Raw genomic sequence first — 18809 nt, forward strand, 5'->3', positions numbered from 1 at the left:
TTGACGGCAGAAGCGACTTATTTTTCGCCGCTTGGGCAAGATGGAAAGATCGGGATTGGTGACAATGTCACGTTATGAATGAAGCGGCGAGCGCGCTGAGGTGCGCCCGCCGTAGGGGATCAGAACTTCACCGAGCCTTGCAGATAGATCGTGCGCGGCTGGCCGATGTACAGACCTTTGTTATTGTCGTCATAGGCGCGGGTGAAATACTCGTGGTTGAACAGGTTTTTCACGCCGACGCCCAGATTCAGGCCGGCCATTTCCGGGCCGAAATCATAGGCGGCGCGCACGCCCCACAGCATATAGCCGGGAATGCGACCGGTGCTGCCGTCGGCGCTTTCCGCCACGGTGTTGGCGTTATCGGCGAACTGGCTGGATTGGAACTCGCCGTTGAGGTTAAACGCCCAGTTGCCCGGCGTGTAGTCCAGCCCCAGCGTGCCTTTATGCTTCGGTGAGAACGGCACCTGGTTGCCCTTGTAGCCGCCGTCTTCGCGGATAGTGGCGTTGACGTAGGCGTAGCTGGCGTAGGCGGTCAGATCGTCCAGTTTCGGCGTCAGCTGCGACAGATCGTAACGCAGGCTGCCCTCCAGCCCGGCGTGGCGAGTTTTGCCGCGCGCGGTCACGCTGTCGGTCACCTGGTTGGAGTCGTACTGGTTGTTGAAGTTGATCAGGAACAGCCCGATCTCGCCGGTCAGCGCATCGCCGGCGTAGCGGGTGCCCAGCTCCCAGGTGCGCGCCTTCTCCGGTTCAATCTTGCCGCTGTCGACCGCTTTGCCCATCTGGCTGTACTGCACGGTGCCGAAGGAGCCTTCGGTGTTGGCGTACAGGTTCCAGTATTCGTTAAGGTGATACATCACGTTCAACGCCGGCAGCGGCGCGTTATAGCTGACGTCGAGGCGGTTGTTCTTGATGTAGTTGTTCTGATACGACTTGATGTACTCGTAGCGCATGCCTGGCGTGATGGTCCAGTCGCCGATGTCGATGCGATCGTCGATATAGAAGGCGTGCGCCTCGGTGCCGGACTGGGTATCGCGATCGTACGGGCTGGCGCTGGACGGCAGCCGGCCGGTGCTGGCCTTGCTGGTGTAGCGCAGCTCGTGGGTGGATTCGCTGACGTAGCGATAGCCGACGCCGACCTCATGCGCCGAGTCTCCCCAGCGGAAGCTCTGGCTGTAGCGCGGTTCCACGCCGCGCACCCAGTATTCACGCGGTGACAACGTCAGATTTTTGCCCTGATCCAGATAGCCGCTGCGCAGGGTGTAGGTGTAGAAGCTCTGCACGTCGAACTTGTGCTGTTGATCCGGCTGATACTGATAGCCGAAGTTCGCCAGCTGGCGGCGGCCCCAGAACTTGTCGTACGGGCGCGTCGACTGGAACGGGTTGGCGTTGTAGTCCGCCCGGCTCAGGCCGCCCGGCATGTCCGCTTCGCCTTCGTAGTATTGCAGCAGGCTATTGAAGGTGTGCACCTCGTTCGGGGCGTAACGGCTTTTCAGCATCACGTCGTCAATCTTGGTCGCGCTGTGTTCGCGCCAGTCGCTGCCGCGCGTGCCGGAGTAGAGCAGCGCCGCGCCGAAGCCGTTGTCGGCGGTGCCGCCGATCATCAGGTTGCCGGTGCCTTTCGGGTGATCCTGGCGCGAGGTCGGGCTGAGCTGCCCCTGCATGCCCGCCTCCATGCCGAAGGTTTTCGGGATGGCGCGGGTGACGAAGTTGACGACGCCGCCGACGCTCTGCGGCCCGTAGCGCACCGCGCCGCCGCCGCGCACCACGTCGATCGCGTCCATATTGCCGAGCGAGACCGGCGCCAGCGACAGCTGCGGCTGGCCGTAAGGAGCGAAGGGCACCGGGATGCCGTCCATCAGCACGGTGGAGCGGCTGGCGAGGCGCGGGTTGAGGCCGCGAATGCCGAAGTTCAGCGCCATGTCATGGCTGCCGGTGCCGTTGTTCTCCGGCGCCACCACGCCCGGCACGCGATTCAACGCTTCGCGCACGGTGGTGGTGCCGGTTTTGGCGAATTCTTCGCGGCGCACCACGTCGCGCGCGCCGGGATGTTCGAACACGTCTACCTGGCGGCCTTCCGCCAGCCAGTCACCGACCACGGTGATGTCTTCTTCCTTCTGCGGCTGCGGCCGTTTGGCCAGCGTGTAACCGTTGTTGCCGAGCGCTTTAGCCTGCAGGCCGCTGCCCGCCAGCAGGGCGTTCAGGCCGTCATCGACGCCGTAGCTGCCGCTCAGGCCCGGCGAACGTTTACCGGCGGTCAGCGTGCCGTCCACCGAGAGCGCGATGCCGGCGCGAGCGGCGAAAGCGTTCAGCGCGCCGTCCAACTCACCGGCCGGAATATGATAGGCTGCGGCGGCGCTGGCGGCGCTCGCCGTCAGCGGTGCGGCGAATGCCAGGCCAATAGCCACGGCCAGCGGCGTGGCGCGTTTTCCCCAAAGCGAAGCCGGCGCTACTTTTCCCCAAGCGTTGTTCATACCTTCTCCTGAATCATTTTTTATTTATTGCTGCAGTGTTTTCCTGGGAGTCGGATGAGCGAAGCAAAAGGGACAATCAAGAATGCGATTTTTTATCATTTTCATTTAAAAAATTCAGGCGGGAACGATTTGCAGCCAATAACGGGTAAAGCTTTGCAGGCGCACCGGCAGCGTCTGGCTGAGCAGGGCGAGGGCGCGATCGGTATCGTTGAGCGGGAAACTGCCGCTGACGCGCAGGCCGGCAACGGCCGGATCGCAGCTCAGGTGGCCGCGTCGGTAGCGCGCCAGTTCGGCGATCACCCGGTCCAGCCGCCATTGGCTGACGCTCAGCACGCCGCGCAGCCAGCCGTCCTCCGCCGCAGCCGGTTGCTTGTCGCTGAAGGCCGAGGCGCTGAAGCCGATCTGTTCCCCGGCGTCCACCCGGCGCGTTTGCTGCGGATCCTGCGCCAGCTGCGCTTCGACCGCATGCTCCAGCACCGTCAGGCGCGTCTCGCCGCCGCTCTCGCGCACCAAAAAGCGGGTGCCGAGCGCGCGCATCGCCCCCTGTGGGCTTTGCACCCACAGCGGCCGGGGGTCGCGCCCGGTAATCAGGCTGATTTCTCCGGCGTGCAAACGGATCAACCGTTGACGATCGTCGTAATGTACGTCCACCGCACTGGCGGTGTTGAGCACCAGTTGGGTGCCGTCGCTTAACACAATGGGTTTGATTTCGCCGGTGGCGGTGCGGTAGTCGGCACGCAGCTCCCGGCCGAACGGCGATTGGTAAAGGAAACCGCCGCCGCCCACGCCAAGCAACAGCAGCAGGCTCTTCAGCAGGGTGCGGCGCTCGATCGCCGACTGGCGGCCGGCGCGATCGAGCGCGCGGTAGCTGAACTTGCCCGGCACGCCCTGCAGCTGGCTCTGCAGCGCTTCGACGCGCTGCCAGGCCCAGCGGTGATCGGCGTGCTGCTGGTGCCAGGCTTGCCACTGTAGGCGCTGGCGGTCGGTGACGTGCTCATCGCACAGCAGGGCATACCAGTGTGCGGCCATCTTCAGCGCCTGGCGCTGCTCGGGGGTAATGGCGTTGCTCATGAGAAAACGTCGTTTTCCAGGCTGAACAGCAGGCAATGCTCGGTGGCCTTGGCCATGTATTTTTTAACCGAACTGACCGACACGCCGAGGCGCACGGCGATGTCCGCATAGCCCAGGCCTTCGAGCTGCGACAGCAGAAAGGCCTGTTTCGCTTTTGGCCCCAGGCCGTCGAGCATGGCATCGATCTGCTGCAGGCTTTCCAACAGGCTCTGGCGCTGTTCCGGCGACGGGGCGTAGCCTTCCGGGATCAGCGTCAGCATCTCCAGATAGGCGCGCTCCAGCGTTCTGCGGCGGAACAGATCGACCATCACCCGCTTGGCGACGGTGACCAGAAAGTCTTTCGGCTCGCGCAGGGTCGCCGCGGCGTCGCTTTTCAGCAGGCGCATAAAGGTGTCCTGCGCCACATCGTCCGCGTCGAAAGCGCAGCCCAGCCGACGGCGCAACCATCCCTGCAACCAGGCGTGATGGGTGGCGTAAAGGCGCGACAGCGCGGCGTGCGGGGCGGAAGCGGTGGCGGGCATGGTTTTCGCATTGCTGGTCAAAAAGATGGGTGGATGATAATTGAGAATAGTTATCGTTTCAAGTTTGTCGGGTGGGTTCCTGAATGGTTCCGGCCTCTTTTTATCGCCTTGAAATAGGCTGACGGGTGCGAAAATATCCCTTTGCCCATTAAAGGTGCAGCAACGGTGTTATTCCGGTAAGCAAACGGTTGCTATTAGTCTGCCGTCGAAAATCGCCGCGTGTTTTATTCTTTTTCTTCGGTTGGTTTTCTTTGTTTAATTAGTATCGCTTTGTTTTAACGTGAAAATATATTTTATTCCGGTCTGTTGGCACACGGCTTGCTATGCTTAACCCGGTCTTTAAGTTTGGGCAACAGAAGGCATTGTTTCATCGACGCAGGTTATTATGCGGGTGAGATTGGCCGGTCGTCACAAGGAAGAAAATAATGGCACTGCAATTCACCACGGCTATTCGTGGCAATTTTTTTGATATCGCGGCCTGCGTGGAGGAACCGCAACAGCTTGACGAACGCCTGCGGCACATTCCCGACGGTTTGTTGCTGCTGAACGGGGGCGTCATCGTCTGGTTCGGCAGCTGGCAGCAGGGCGAGGCGCTGCTGCCGCCGGGTTTCGCGGTCACGGAGTATCGCGACAAACCGATCGTACCGGGCTTTATCGACACCCATATCCACTATCCGCAAACCGAAATGATTGCCGCCTATGGCGACCAACTGCTGGACTGGTTAAATAATTACACCTTCCCGACCGAAAGCCGCTATGGCTGCGAGCGGCACGCCGACGCGATGTCGGCCTTCTTTCTGCGGGAGTTGCTGAGCAACGGCACCACCACCGCGCTGGTGTTCGGCAGCGTGCACCCGCAGTCGGTCGATGCGCTGTTCAGCCAGGCGCAAACGCTGAACATGCGCCTGATCGCCGGTAAGGTGATGATGGATCGCCATGCGCCGCAGGCGCTGCTGGAAACGCCGGAGCAGAGTTACCGCGACACGCGCGAGTTGATTGAACGCTGGCACGGCAAAGGCCGCCTCGGTTACGCCATTACGCCGCGCTTTGCGCCAACCAGCACCCCGGCGCTGCTGGCGCAGGTGCAGCGGCTGCGCGAAGAATTCCCCGACGTGTGGCTGCAGACGCACCTGAGCGAGAATCCGCAGGAAGTGGCCTGGGTAAAATCGCTGTTCCCGCAAAGCCAAAGCTATCTGGACGTTTACCATCGCTACGGCATGACCGGCGGCAAAAGCGTGTTCGCCCACTGCCTGCACCTGGAGGAGCAGGAGTGGGACTGCCTGTGCGAGACCCGTTCGGCGATCGCCTTTTGCCCCACCTCCAACCTGTTCCTCGGTAGCGGGCTGTTCGACCTGCAGCAGGCCTGGCGCAAGCGGGTGAAGCTCGGCATCGGCACCGACGTGGGGGCAGGCACCTCCTTCAATATGCTGCGCACGCTGGGCGAGGCGTACAAGGTCGGCCAGCTGCAGCATTACCGGCTCTCCGCCGTAGAAGCGTTCTATCACGCCACCCTGGGCGGCGCCCGCGCGCTGTCGCTAGACGACAAAATCGGCAACTTCGACGTCGGCAAAGAGGCGGATTTCGTGGTGCTCGATCCGGCGGTGACGCCGCTGCAGCAGTTACGCTACGCCAACAGCGCCACGCCGGCGGAACAAGGCTTCGTGCTGATGACGCTGGGGGACGATCGCAATATTTATCGCACCTATGTGGACGGCAAGGTGGTTTATCAGGCGGCGGTGTCAGACTGATTTCATTCGCGGTGTTGGCGCAAAGGCATATTGGAATACGCCGACACCGCGTGGCGACAATTTTAACATAAGGAAGTGAAAGCCTTGATAGCGTTATTGCTGCACACATTGTGGATGAAAAACAGACAATGGAAGGGCGGCGCATGATTATTTATTGGACATGCCGAGATGTAGTCTGAATACGATTATTTGGTTAGGAGACTCTTTATTGGTTTTTTATGAATATACCTAGTGATATACAGCCATGTTGCTGGATAAGTGCGTAAAAAGCATTGCATTTCTTCGGGGGGCTCTATATCATAATGAGAATAATTATCTTTACGATATCGCTGCTTAAAAAGCAACAGGCTTGTTTTAATCACTGTTGCTGTTTTTTCGGTGTACTTCTGCATTTTACGAGCCAGGATTGGCTTGAGCTTTATTTCTGGAAAGGGATTTCATGCGTGATTTGTTTCGACAGGAAGCCACGGATCATCAGCGGGCGAAATGGGCGGGTAAGGCCTTATTGATAAACGGCTTGCCCGCCTGGTGCTTTGGTCTTTTATCGTTTTTATTTATTCTTGTTTTCCTCTCTTTTCTTATATTCAGTCATTATACGCGCCGCATTAATGTTTATGGTGAAATCACCACCTTCCCCCGCTCAGTCAATGTGTTTGCACCCCAGCAGGGTTTTATCTCGGAACGCTTCGTCGAAGTGGGCGACGTGGTTAAAAAAGGCCAGCGTCTTTATCAGATTGATGTCAGCCGGGTGACGGATAACGGGAAAGTGAGCGCCAATACGCGCCTGGCGCTGGAAAACCAGTTAAAACACGTTGACAGCATCATCCTTAAGTTGCAAGACAACAAGCGCATGACGCTGGAAAATCTACGCGCGCAAAAAAAACAGTATGAATTGGCGCACATGCAGTCCAAACAGCTGTTGGATAACGCACGAGAAGGGGTGGCATTTGCTCAGGACAACATGCGTTCCTATAAGGAATATCAGCAGCGCGGTCTGATTACCAAAGATCAGCTTAGCGGACAAACCTATTCGTTTTATCAACAACAAAGTCTGTTCCAAAACCTGCATAGCCAACACATTCAGGAATCGTTGCAAATTACGAATTTGGAAAGCGACATCGTTACGCGCGCGGCAGATTTCGATAATCAAATTTCACAGTACCAGTTTCAGCGTAATGATTTGCAACGGCAGTTAGCGGAAGCCGATGCCAGCGGCGCATTGATCGTGAACGCCCCGAGCGATGGCCGCATTGAATCTCTCAGCGTTACCCCGGGTCAGATGGTCAATAGCGGTGACAGTCTGGTACAGATTATTCCACGTAATGGCGCGATTTATCAGCTAGTTTTATGGTTGCCGAACGCCAGTGTGCCTTATGTTTCAGCGGGGGACGCCATCAACATTCGTTATGATGCTTTCCCCTATGAGAAGTTTGGCCAGTTTCCCGGCAGGATAGAAAGCATCGCTTATGTGCCGGCCTCCATGCAAGAAATGTCAACTTACAGCAGTTCTCCCGTGCATCAGCCCAACGCGCAAACGGCATCTTATTACAAGGTCACCGTTTCCCTGGATGAAACGCATATCAGTTACCAGGGCAAGGCGTTGCAGCTCACTAACGGCATGCGGGCTCAATCCACGCTGTTTCTGGAAAAAAGGCCTTTATATCAATGGATGTTCTCGCCTTTCTACGATATGAAAAACAGCCTGATGGGGCCAATCAATGACTGAATCTTATTTCGACACGCTAAAGGGCAAACTCAATTTGTCGCTGCGCCGCAAAGTGCCGCAGATCCTGCAAACTGAAGCCTCGGAATGTGGGCTGGCCAGTCTGGCGATGGTATGCCATTACCATGGCTTGCAAATCGATCTGTTTAATCTGCGCAGCCGCTACGGCTTTTCTTCACGCGGGGCGACGCTGTCCGCGCTGATTGACATCGCGAGCGCACTGAAACTGCAATCCAGAGCGTTATCGCTGAATATCGATGAACTTAAGGCATTGAAAATGCCTTGTATTCTGCATTGGGACATGAAGCATTTCGTGGTGCTTGTCAGTGTCAGCCGAGGGCGGGCGGTGATCCATGATCCTGCCTTTGGCCGTAAAGTGCTGGGGTTGCATGAACTGTCGCGGCATTTTACCGGCGTAGCGCTTGAGCTGTGGCCAGACAGTGAATTTCAGCCGATCAAACAGCAAAGCAGATTGCGTTTTCGCAAACTGATGAGCAATGTGCGCGGCCTCAAGGGGGCCTTGCTAAAGATCTTCTGTCTGTCGATCGTGATTGAAACGGTTAATCTGCTGTTGCCCGTCGGTACGCAGTTGGTCATGGACCATGTGATTCTGGCCGGCGATCATGATCTTTTAGCGCTGATATGCATAGGATTGCTGTTTTTTATTTTATTCCGTACCGGCGTATCCATGTTGCGCTCGTGGATCTCTATCGTCATGGGCGCGTTGATAGACGTGCAGTGGAAGGCGGGAGTGTTCGATCATCTGATGAAATTGCCGCTTTCCTTCTTTGAGAAGCGCAAGTTGGGTGATATTCAATCCCGTTTCGGCTCATTGGATACGATAAGAGCGACTTTCACTACCAGCATCGTCAGCAGTATTATTGATGGCATCATGTCCGTAGGCGTATTTATCATGATGCTGCTCTATGGCGGCTGGTTGGTTTGGGTGGTGCTCGGCTTTACGGCGATATACGTTATTCTCAGGTTGTCGACCTATCAATATTATCGGCAGCTGTCGGAAGAGCAGTTGGTGAAAGGGGCACGAGCCGGGTCTCATTTCATGGAAACGTTGTATAGCGTCAGTACGTTAAAGGCGCTGGGGTTATCTGAAACCCGTTCGCAGTATTGGCTGAATCTAAACGTAGAAACGATCAATGCCGGTATCAAGCTGACCAAATTAAACATGATGTTTGGCGGCCTGGGGGCGTTTATCGCCACCTGCGATCAGGTGATCATCCTTTGGCTAGGCGCGGCATTGGTCATAGACAATCAAATGACGATCGGCATGTTTATCGCGTTTAACGCCTACCGCGGGCAGTTTTCGGAGCGTGCCAGCAGCCTGATCGACATGATGCTTCAGCTGCGAATGCTGAGTTTGCATAATGAAAGGGTGGCGGACATTGTGCTTTCGTCACCGGAATCGCAAATGCCCGCGCGCCAGCTCTTCACAAAAGGCAAAGCCGCGGAGCTTCAGGTGCGGAATCTGCGCTACCAGTATGATCGCTTGGCGAAACCCATTATCGCGGATTTGAATCTCAGCATTGCAGCGGGAGAAAGCGTGGCGATTGTCGGTCCCTCCGGCGCGGGTAAAACCACGTTGATGAAGTTAATGTGTGGGTTGCTGTCGCCGGATGAAGGGGCCGTGCTGGTCGACGGTATGGATATCAGCAACATTGGCGTTAATAATTATCGCCAATGTATCGCTTGCGTGTTGCAGGATGACAAGCTGCTGGCGGGATCTATCGCTGAAAATATTTCAGGATTTGATGCCGAAATGGATCTGAAGCGTATTGAGGCGTGCGCACGACGTTGCAATATGCATGATGATATTCAAAACATGCCGATGGGCTATGAAACATTGATCGGCGAACTGGGGGGGAGCCTTTCTGGCGGGCAGAAACAGCGCTTATTGATAGCCCGTGCGCTCTATCGTCGCCCCAGCATTCTGTTTATGGACGAAGCGACTAGCCACCTGGATCTAGATAATGAAACACATATTAACCGCGCTATTTCACAACTGAACATTACCCGCGTGATTATTGCGCACCGTCCGTCGACGATTGCCTCTGCGGATAGAGTCATTCGACTCGGGTAATGTCAGCTTCGCTTTACCTGGCCTCTTCACCCCGATATTTTCGCTACGTCAACCGCGCACTCATCCTGCGGTGAACCCATGAAAAAAGGGTTATCACAATGATAACCCTGGCATGATGTGACGCTTTAGGCGCTGAAGCCAATGTTAACCGCAGAGGTCAACCGCGAGGCTTGCAGGGCCCCGATCAGTTCGAATCGGTATTGTTGTTGTTCCCCCACATGGTACCGCCGCCGTTGCTCCCGCCCCAGGGAATGCCTGATGGGCCAACTGAGCCGGGGGCACGATCGCCGGTGACATAGTTACCGACAGCACCGCCGACAATAGTGCCGACAACGCCGCCCGCCACGCCACCGATAGAGCCGATGCCGCCGCCGATCGCTGCGCCGACAGTTTCTGCGGAAACCGTCAATGTACCGCTGCGATCTCCTGCACCGGAAATGATTGAACATTCTTCAGAGGTAAGATTGCGCATACTTGCTCCTTAGTAATTAAATTTTAAAATAAGCCACGTTGATCATGCTGAGCGTCGCCCGCGATCGCTATTGAGCAATTTATGCGTGGCGATAACGGCAAAGGCGATAAGGGCGTATTTCAAGAAACGATTGAGGCTGAAATAATCCGCAATCGCGCCAACAACAAGCCCGATTAAAATGGCGAACAATATAATGAATAATCTTTTCATATGATGGATACGAATCTTCCTGCATTAGTTACTGTCGGCAGGATTGTTCGTCGATGTTTGTTTATTGCCACCCAACATGGATTCCACCATTTTGCCAGCGGTATAGGCGGCACCACCGATAACGGCACCGGCAACAGCGCCTGGGCCAGCACCGACGCCGCCAGCCATGGCGCCGGTCATCGCTCCACCAACCGCGCCGGCAGCGACTGCACCGCCCAACTCTGCATAGCTGAAATCCCCAGCTGCCGCGATAAAGTTCACTTCATTAAGTGTAAGCTCTCTCATAATGACTTCCTTATATTATTGGTTTTTGGTTTTTGCAGTTTTCCGATACCAGAAAAATGCCACTAGCAAGGTTGAAAAGATAAAGGATTGAATGATTGTGCTGGTAAACCTCCTGTCTTCGGAAAAAAATAAAGAATAAAAAATATCCATAAATGTGTAGTAAAAGCAGAACAAAAAAATCCAACTGCTTGGTAATTTCATCAGTGCCTCGATAGGTTTGATTGATAGGGGATATCTTCTCGCGTTATTCCAATGATGTTGACAACGCGTGCAGCAATTGCGTCAGCGCTCGAAGAAGTTGAGCGTTGTTTAAAATGCTGTAATGCGTTTCTGCACAATAACTGAGTTGAACGCTATGCGAGGATTGCATCTCCCAGCGTTGTGCAAGATGGGGGTGTTTACGCTGACGTTGCTGGCTGAGCCAAAGCGTTAGCGGTATCGCTATCTGCGGCAGGGGGCCGGCGTTATTCGTTAGTTCGAACGATTTTTTCAGCGCCCAACAGAAGGTTTCGGCATGTTCCAGCGTGATCTTCTCCGCAAGCACGCTCTGATTCAGCGCATAGTGCATTTTTATCTCGTTGGCGAAGCTGTCTATCGCACTCGTTTCTTGATGCCGACACAAATGGCGCGCAATACCGAGGGAGTCGAACAGACTGAGGTAACTTTGGGCCACGCTGAAACGTCGCTTCACTGCGGGCTGCTGGGCGGGAAAACCGCTGTCGACAACCACCGCATGCGCAAAGGGCGCGCCTTGTTCCGTGGCCAGCGCCGCCAAATGGACAGCTAATTGGCCACCCAATGACCAGCCGGCGATAACGGCCGTGTCGCGTTTGGCACGCGGTATGGCCGCCAAGTGGGAGGCGGCCAATCGCTGCAGGGTGAGTGTGTCGTCTGCGCCTGGCGCGGCCAACCCCGGGCTGGCGATGGTAATGATGTTGGCGCAGGCGCAAAGCTGTTTTGTCCACTTTGCATATTGATGTACCTGGCCGCCGGCGCCATGCACCAAATACAAGGTGGGCAGAGAGGGGCGATCGGCTGAGCCGGACAGCATCGATAACGGCAGGGGCGCATTCGCGCGCAGACGCTCGGCAAGTTTATCGAGCTGTGAGTAGCCAAGGATTTCCGCCAGGGTTAATTCCACATTAAGGGCGCGCTTGATGTTGCCCAAAAACGTGATGCCGGAAAGCGAGCTGCCGCCATTGCTGAAGAAGCTGGCATGGGGGTCGATCTTGTCTGGGGTACAGCCTAACGTATTCGCCAACAGCTCTCGTAGCAGCATGAGTTCCGCGGACGCCGCGGGTGCAACATCGCTGGCCTGACTCCGTTCGGTGCCTGGCGATAGCAAGGTGCGATCCAATTTGCCGTTGCGTGAAAGTGGGAAACGTTCAATGAGATGATAGCGGGATGGCGCCATATACGTGGGCAATGCGGCCGTAACCAGCTCGCGTATTCTTTGCTCTGCTTGAATGCAGGTTTTCCCCGCCTCGGTCAATGTGATGTAAGCCTCCAGATGCGGTGTGCCGTTCCCGGTTTCATCGCGACAGACGACACACGCTTCAGCGACCAGCTCGCTGCTTTTGAGCGCGAATTCGACGTCACCTAATTCGACGCGAAAACCCTGCAGTTTCACCTGTTGGTCTTCGCGGCCGAGAAACTCGATGTAACCGCTGCGATGCCAACGGCCGCGATCGCCGGTGCGGTACACGCGTTCTCCGGTGGTTGGGAAAAGCACAAAGCTGCCGGCGGTGGTTTGGCTATCGCGCCAATACTCGCGGGCAACCCCAACGCCACCGATATAAATGTCGCCGGTAACGCCGAAACCGCACGGCTCGAGTTTTTCATCCAACACCCACATGCTCTGATTTGGCAATGCGGTTCCATAGGGGATGGCGTTTCTGTAGTGCGTATCTCGTGTAACCGGATGATAAATTGACCATATTGCCCCTTCGGTTGCACCGCCAAGGCTGGTGATGGTGGCGTTGGGGCAAAGCCGATGTGCCTCGGCGATCAGCCGCGAAGAGATGCGATCGCCGCTCAGCCAAATATGCCGCAGTTGAGGCAGCGACAGGATGTTTTCTTGTGCGCAATATTGCACCAGCATTTGCAAGATGGCGGGAACCGAGTTCCAGATGCTGATTTGCCGCTGGCGTATCGCATTTAGCCATGCTGACGGCTCTTTCGCTTCATGCGGCGATAGCACCGTTACTGATGCGCCGGCTAGCCAGCTGCCGAACAGGTCATAGACCGATAAATCGAAGGCCAGATCGGCGAGCGCCAATACGTTGTCACGATGAGAAACGTTAAACTGTCGGTTCATGGTCAGCAAGGTATTGGTGACGGCACCCTGTTCCATAGCCACACCTTTTGGCGTGCCGGTCGTCCCCGACGTATAAATGACATAGGCGAGCGCTTCTGCTTCGCCTGGCGGGAAGGTCGCTGTGTCTGTGACATGAGGGGAAAACAGCGCCTCCAGATCTTGAATGCGGGTAGTCTGCGGATAGCGGGCGCGATGGTGAGCCTGGTTGCTCAAAACCCAGGCGCAACCTGATATCCGCATAATGGCCGCTGCGCGGGCATCCGGCAATCCTTCGGCCAACGGCAAGTAGGCGCGTCCGGCGAGGATCACGCCGAGCGCCGCAATAGCTTGATGAGCGCCGCGTGGAAGATCGATGGCGATGAGCGCGCCTGGGGCGGTATGGGCGATCAGCCAATGCGCCACGAGGCCGGCGTGCCGCAACAGCCGATCGTAATGCCATACGCTATCGCCCTCGTACAAAGCCGGGCGATCCGCATGCTGGTGGGCAGTGCGTAACAGCCGATCGGGAAGAGGTTGCCGCAAGAATGCCGGCATTGCCTGTCCGATGGAGAGCTGACGCAATTGCCGGTTATCGGCCATTGACGCCAGCGAATAGTGGCCGACGGCCCGCGAGGGATCGCAGGCAATTTGCTGCAGCAGCAATGCGTAAGCTTGCGCCAATCCATCAATGCGCTCCGGCGTAAACAGCTTGGCGTTGTATTGCCATTCCAACTGAATGCCCTCTGCGCTGGAAATCACTTCCAGAACCAGATCAAACTTGGGCGGCGCATAGCCTCTCGGCAGGGTGTTAACCTGCGCACCGCCAACATTTAGCTCATTGCTTTTGCGATGTTGGCAGACGAACATGATTTGAAAAATGGGGTGAAACTTGCCGCGCGTGGGCTTGAGTTGTTCAACCAGGTAAGAGAATGGCAAACCCTGATGTTTGAAAGCGCGCGCAAATTTATTCGCGTTCTTTTGCAGCAGCGCGGTGAAACTGTCGTCGCCAGTGATGATAAATTGGTGAGCGATCGTGTTGACGAAGCTGCCCACGGCATCGTTTAACGTTGGCTCGTTCCTGTTGGCGATCGGGCTACCGATGACCACGCGATCCGTCGCAGATTCTCTGGCAATCAGTAACGCGAAGGCGGAGTGCAACAGCGTAAACAGCGTCGTACCGTTATGTTTGGCTAACTGGGCCAGAGCCGACTGCAGTTCGTTCGTCAGCGATGTTCTGACGATATTCTGTGTTTTTCCTGCCGCGGTGATGGCGATATCGTATTCAAGCGCGTGTTTTTCCGGCGCACCATCCAGTTCATCGCGCCAAAACGCCATGCTGTCATCGACATTGGCGACGGCGAGGAAAGGGTCTTCAAGGTAGCGGAAAAACGCCTGGCCGTTGTCATAATGGCAATGCTCTTCGTGCGCGTGATAGCCACGGCTCAGTTCATCCACCAGCAAATTGGCCGTCCAGCCGTCGACCACGCAATGGTGAAAAGTCAAGAACAGATAGTGGTGCTGCGCGCTCTTTCTCAAGATCCGGCAGCGCAGGGGATACTCGGCACCGAGATCAAACGGAATCGTGCACTGGGCGTTAAGCGCCGCTAGCATACTTTTTTGCTGCTCCTCACTATTCTGCCCGCTGATGTCCTCGAGACTGTGTTCGAAAATGGTTTCATCAGGGTGCACGATGTCAACGGTGATGGCTTCCCCGTCTAGCCGATAGCGGCCGCAAAGCGCACCGTGCCGCTTGAGTAGTTTTTTCAGCGCGGCGAGCAAACGCGTGGGTTCAAAGGGTCCCAGGATCTCTTTGGCGATCGGAATGTTATACAGCGGGCTGTTCTTGGTGAAGTTTTCATACAGCCACAGGTATTGCCCCGCGTAGTGATTGACGGTGTAACAAGGCTTCTCCCCGGTGTCTCGCACTGCATTATCTGGCGTACAGACAGATAAAAATGCGGTGATGTCTTCCTGCACCGCACTGAGGGCGGCGGCGTCGACATGCTCGATGGTTTGGCGTCGAGGCGACAGCTCGCCGAATGTTGCTCCCTGTTTCGCCATTTCCATCAGATTGATCAGGCCGATGACGCTCATCAGTGCACTCCTTCCATGTTGACGTCGATAGCTTTCCCTGTTCGACCGCTTTTATTCGGGCGTTTGTCGCTGTGGGCGGAAATCAAATTCAGCCAATGCGACAAGCTACACAACTGCACTCCCGGGTTTCTCCGCTGTGCCATTGTGAAGGCGGCGCGATGATCGATATTCTCGCCATCATCGAAGCCGAAGATCCTCAGTACGCAGCCGTTCAATCGCTCATTGGCCGTATCGAACCGGATGTGCGGGAAATAGCCAAGCCGCGCGGAAAAGGCTATCAACTCAGTAACGCCGGCGTCGACGGCTTGGCGGCGCGAATCGGTTTTATGCAGCAACAGCAGCCGCTCATGCCGAAAATCGCGCAGCAGGCTTTGCGTGAGTCTGGCGCCGCCGGCTGTATCATGCATAAAGATCATGTAGTTAACTCGGCCGGGCAGGACGAGCAGCAGGGCCGAAAGCGCATCAAGCCAGCTGGCATATTGCGTGGCTTCGTTCGGTACGTTGAATATGGCCGCGTTCAGCGGCCATTCAGCATGCAACGGCAGCGCCTGCGGTGACAGAATGTCCACACCGTGTTTGTCGGCGAGGGCGGCCAACAAAAGTCGTTCATCTGCGCCTTCGGGAGATTGAATAAACAGCCGGCTGCTGGCCGGCGCCTCGGTTGATAGGCGGCGGCCGATAGCGCAGCGGATGTCAAGATGCTGCGGATCCAGGCCATAGCGTGCATGGGCCAGCTGCGTTAGGTGTCGGCAGAAATCGGTGAGTCTCGGATGTTCAAAAATGTCGCTCAGGTTCAGATCCAACCGACAGTGGGCGTTAAGCGCGTTAATGATTTTTATGGCCTGCAGCGACTCGCCGCCGAGCGTGAAGAAGTCGCCATCGTCACTGCCCAGCGTCGCCAGCCAAACCTCATTCACCAGGGTGTTGAATGTCGTAGAACGCAATTCCCGTGTGGGTTCAGGCAGCCGGGATTGTCTTTCCAGGGTGCGATAATCAATCTTGCCGTTAGCCAGTTTGGCCAGCGGCGTTGGGTGATGCACGAAGCGCTGAGGAATATGTGCATTGGGCAGTTCGCCATACAGCGTGCGGCGCATTGCCTCGCTGAGCGGCTGCCGGCTGTGATAATGCGCGTACAGTTCCGTTCCCGCGTCGCCGCTTTTGGCCAGCACGGCAATTTCGACAATTGCGGGCAACCGGGCCAGACAGCTTTCTATCTCACCCATATTGACGCGCTGCCCGGCGATTTTCGCTTCACGAATTTTGCGGCCAAGGAACACCAACTGCCCATCCTGGCGCTGGCAGGCGATATCGCCGGTACGAAAGGCGGGCATGGGATGGCCGTTAACCTCAAGGGTGACGAACTTTTCCGCGCTCAGCGTTGGCTGATGCAAATATCCCAGGCTGACGGTCGCTCCGGCTATCAGTAATTCGCCGCTGCAGCCGAGCGGCAACAGCCTGAGATCCTCGCCGACGATCGCCGTGTATATACCGTCCAACGGTGCGCCTATCGTCACGGCGGCGCCATCGTTTTTGATTTCGGCGACCGTCGCCACCACGGTTGTCTCGGTTGGGCCGTAGGAGTTGAATAACTTTCTGCCTTTGGGATAGTGCGCGAACCAGCTTTCTTTGGATCGCGGTGAAAGGCTTTCGCCGCCGATGATAACGGTCGTGACGGCCGGCGGCAGCGTCTGTTCGCCGCCGGAGGCGAACAGCATCTCATTAAAGTAGGCGGTCGGCAGATCCAGCAGGCTGATTTGATGATCGGCGCAGAATGTGAAGAAAGCGGCAAAACTGTGCTTGACGGCCTCAGGGGCGATACACAGGTGGGCGCCGGCACCCAGCGTCATGAAAATTTCTTCAATGCACGCATCGAAATGCAAGGGCGCAAATTGCAACACGCGTTCATGCGGTTGAATGCCATAGCATTTTATCGCCGCATCGACAAAAACGTTGAGAGCATGTCGGGCGCCTATCACGCCTTTAGGCATTCCCGTCGAGCCGGAGGTAAACATGATATAGCCGGTTCCGGCCGGGAATGGCGGCACCTCTGCCGCTGTTTGCCGGCGAAACACGGTGAAGTGCGCGAAATCCGCCGGCATATCGAGTGTCGATGCGCGCCAATGCGCCAATGCGTCAGGTTCGGAATGAAAGGAGGGAAGTGTGCGATCGGTAATCAGGATAGCGTCGCTAAACTGTTCAAGCAGTTGACGATGAGCCGCTCCATCCCCTTTGGCATTCAGGTTGACGAACGGCATTTTCAACTGCAGCGCAGCAAGCATGCAGATGATGGCTTCCGGCCCTTGCGGCAAGTCGAGCAACAGCACGGTGTATGCAGCACGGGCGGGGGCCAGGGTATCGGCCAGCGCACGCCACTGTTGCTGCAAAACGGCATAAGACAGCGCTCTTAGCGACAACGAAGCGTGTGCGGGCGTGAGGATCGCCGTGCGTTGCGGCGCTTGAACGACGGCACGATCGATACGTTGCATTATATCGACCACGTTCTCGTTGGCTGCTTTACCCTGCAGCGAGAGCGGGAAACGTTGTCGCAATGCCGCGACGGAAAGATTTTCCGGGTCGTGATACAGCAAGGCGCACAAGGTCTGTATCCCCTGGCTGTGCCGCACCAGGCTGGCCGCATCGTAAAGCCCTGAGTCGGCATCGATCTCCAGCCGAAGCGTTTGGTTATCGAGATCGGGACGCATGTTGAAGACCAGATCCTGCGCGCCTCCTGAGCGTAAATTACGGATTTCGCTGCGCTGCACGGAAGAAAATGAGGCTGCCGCTTCAAAGGGAATGATATTGACCACGATGTTGAACAGCGGCGAGCGGCTGGTGACGCTCCTCAGACTTTTTATCTCTTCGTAACGGAACGCTTGATGTTTTTTGAGTTGCCTGAGCACGCGTTCAATGGTTTGCGCCAACTGTCGGCATGAGGCCGTGTCCTCAATATCGAGCGTCAAAGGAACAACGTTGGTTTTGCAAGTCAGCGCCTGCCTCGTCAGGGAGTCTGTTCGCGCCATCATTGGGACGCCGATCGTTTGCTGTTTCTCGCCGGTACACAAGTACAAATATGCCATCACTGCCACGAAAGTGCGCGCCAGCCAAGAAGGGTGCCCGGTTTGCAGCGCAAGGCGCTCGGCAGGATAGGGCAACGAAGTCACATGGCGGATCGTTTGTCCCGAGGGAATATTGGCGCAGGCTAATGTCATCGGGTCTGGCAGTGAGGCGCTGGCTGCTTGCCAAAAATGTCGGTCCGCTTGATAGGCGGCTGACTGTTTATACTCAGATTCAGCCCTGAGCAAGGCATCGATCGCAGGTACGTCTTGCGGTTGCTGCGTTTGGCCTCGGTAGGCCTGTGCCACTTGGTGGATCAGCAAATAAGTGCCGTAACCATCAAGCAGCAGATGGTGGCTGCAGAAATACCACAGAAAGCGTTGCTCACCCAGTCTAATGATTTTTTGTCTGAATAACGGCGCAGCGTTCAACGAGAACGGGCGCTTGGCATCCGCTTCCATTAATTCGATCGCTGTGGCCATATTGTTGGCGCGCTGCGAAAGATCTACCCATTCCACTGAGATGTTGGCGGTGACGGGATATTGATAAGGCGTACCGTTATCTTCATCAAACAGAACGTGCAGCGTCGGCGTTTGGCTGATGACGCGATGAATGACACGTTTCATTCTTGCGATATCGAGAGTGTGATTTATTTCGACATATTCCGCGATATTATAGCTCGATTTGTCATCGCCGATCTTGGTGCCGTAGTAAAATCCCGCCTGTGAATCCAATAGTTGATGCTTGCTCATCGGCTCATCCCTGATGT

Annotated in this window: 11 protein-coding genes; 3 read left to right on the forward strand and 8 right to left on the reverse strand. The window is 56.3% G+C overall.

Going from position 1 to position 18809, the window contains the following annotated elements; genetic code table 11:
• Nucleotides 1-119: 119 nt before the first annotated feature.
• The 3 genes from fecA to fecI form a co-directional block, all read right to left on the reverse strand.
• Nucleotides 120-2471 carry a TonB-dependent Fe(3+) dicitrate receptor FecA gene (gene fecA, locus SSARUM2_RS11625; protein ID WP_033655180.1) on the reverse strand — a complete coding sequence of 784 codons (2352 nt, stop codon included), beginning with the start codon at nucleotides 2469-2471 and terminating at the stop codon, nucleotides 120-122.
• 114 nt (nucleotides 2472-2585) lie between these two features.
• On the reverse strand, nucleotides 2586-3542 hold the full coding sequence (gene fecR / locus SSARUM2_RS11630) for a ferric citrate uptake sigma factor regulator FecR (RefSeq protein ID WP_060452963.1): 957 nt from the start codon (nucleotides 3540-3542) through the stop codon (nucleotides 2586-2588).
• A complete protein-coding gene (gene fecI / locus SSARUM2_RS11635; protein WP_060452964.1) occupies nucleotides 3539-4063 on the reverse strand; it encodes a ferric citrate uptake sigma factor FecI in 525 nt (174 codons plus the stop codon). The genes fecR and fecI overlap by 4 nt, the downstream gene beginning before the upstream one ends.
• A 425-nt stretch (nucleotides 4064-4488) precedes the next feature.
• Between fecI and guaD the strand changes: the two genes are divergently transcribed.
• From guaD to SSARUM2_RS11650, 3 genes are all read left to right on the forward strand, one after another.
• A complete protein-coding gene (gene guaD / locus SSARUM2_RS11640) occupies nucleotides 4489-5811 on the forward strand; it encodes a guanine deaminase (protein WP_060452965.1) in 1323 nt (440 codons plus the stop codon).
• Nucleotides 5812-6250: 439 nt separating this feature from the next.
• Nucleotides 6251-7537, forward strand: coding sequence for an HlyD family secretion protein (locus tag SSARUM2_RS11645; protein WP_033648236.1), 1287 nt, complete (start codon nucleotides 6251-6253; stop codon nucleotides 7535-7537).
• On the forward strand, nucleotides 7530-9629 hold the full coding sequence (locus tag SSARUM2_RS11650; RefSeq protein ID WP_033638474.1) for a peptidase domain-containing ABC transporter: 2100 nt from the start codon (nucleotides 7530-7532) through the stop codon (nucleotides 9627-9629). The genes SSARUM2_RS11645 and SSARUM2_RS11650 overlap by 8 nt, the downstream gene beginning before the upstream one ends.
• A gap of 184 nt (nucleotides 9630-9813) precedes the next feature.
• Here the strand turns inward: SSARUM2_RS11650 and SSARUM2_RS11655 are convergent, their stop codons facing one another.
• From SSARUM2_RS11655 to SSARUM2_RS11675, 5 genes are all read right to left on the reverse strand, one after another.
• On the reverse strand, nucleotides 9814-10101 hold the full coding sequence (locus SSARUM2_RS11655; protein ID WP_025302730.1) for a hypothetical protein: 288 nt from the start codon (nucleotides 10099-10101) through the stop codon (nucleotides 9814-9816).
• Nucleotides 10102-10143: 42 nt separating this feature from the next.
• Nucleotides 10144-10311: a hypothetical protein gene (locus SSARUM2_RS11660; protein ID WP_154067229.1), complete on the reverse strand. Its 168-nt coding sequence runs from the start codon at nucleotides 10309-10311 to the stop codon at nucleotides 10144-10146.
• A 24-nt stretch (nucleotides 10312-10335) separates the two neighbouring features.
• The gene (locus SSARUM2_RS11665; protein ID WP_049196799.1) at nucleotides 10336-10596 is read right to left on the reverse strand and encodes a hypothetical protein; all 261 of its coding nucleotides are present in this window, start codon (nucleotides 10594-10596) and stop codon (nucleotides 10336-10338) included.
• A gap of 244 nt (nucleotides 10597-10840) precedes the next feature.
• Nucleotides 10841-14986 (reverse strand): non-ribosomal peptide synthetase, encoded by a 4146-nt coding sequence (locus SSARUM2_RS11670; RefSeq protein WP_060452966.1) that lies wholly within the window; start codon nucleotides 14984-14986, stop codon nucleotides 10841-10843.
• The gene (locus SSARUM2_RS11675; protein ID WP_060452967.1) at nucleotides 14986-18792 is read right to left on the reverse strand and encodes an AMP-binding protein; all 3807 of its coding nucleotides are present in this window, start codon (nucleotides 18790-18792) and stop codon (nucleotides 14986-14988) included. The genes SSARUM2_RS11670 and SSARUM2_RS11675 overlap by 1 nt, the downstream gene beginning before the upstream one ends.
• Between the last annotated feature and the right edge of the window lie 17 nt (nucleotides 18793-18809).

It is taken from the genome of Serratia sp. K-E0102 (assembly GCF_029962625.1).
In the GTDB taxonomy this organism is placed as follows: Bacteria; Pseudomonadota; Gammaproteobacteria; order Enterobacterales; family Enterobacteriaceae; genus Serratia; species Serratia sarumanii.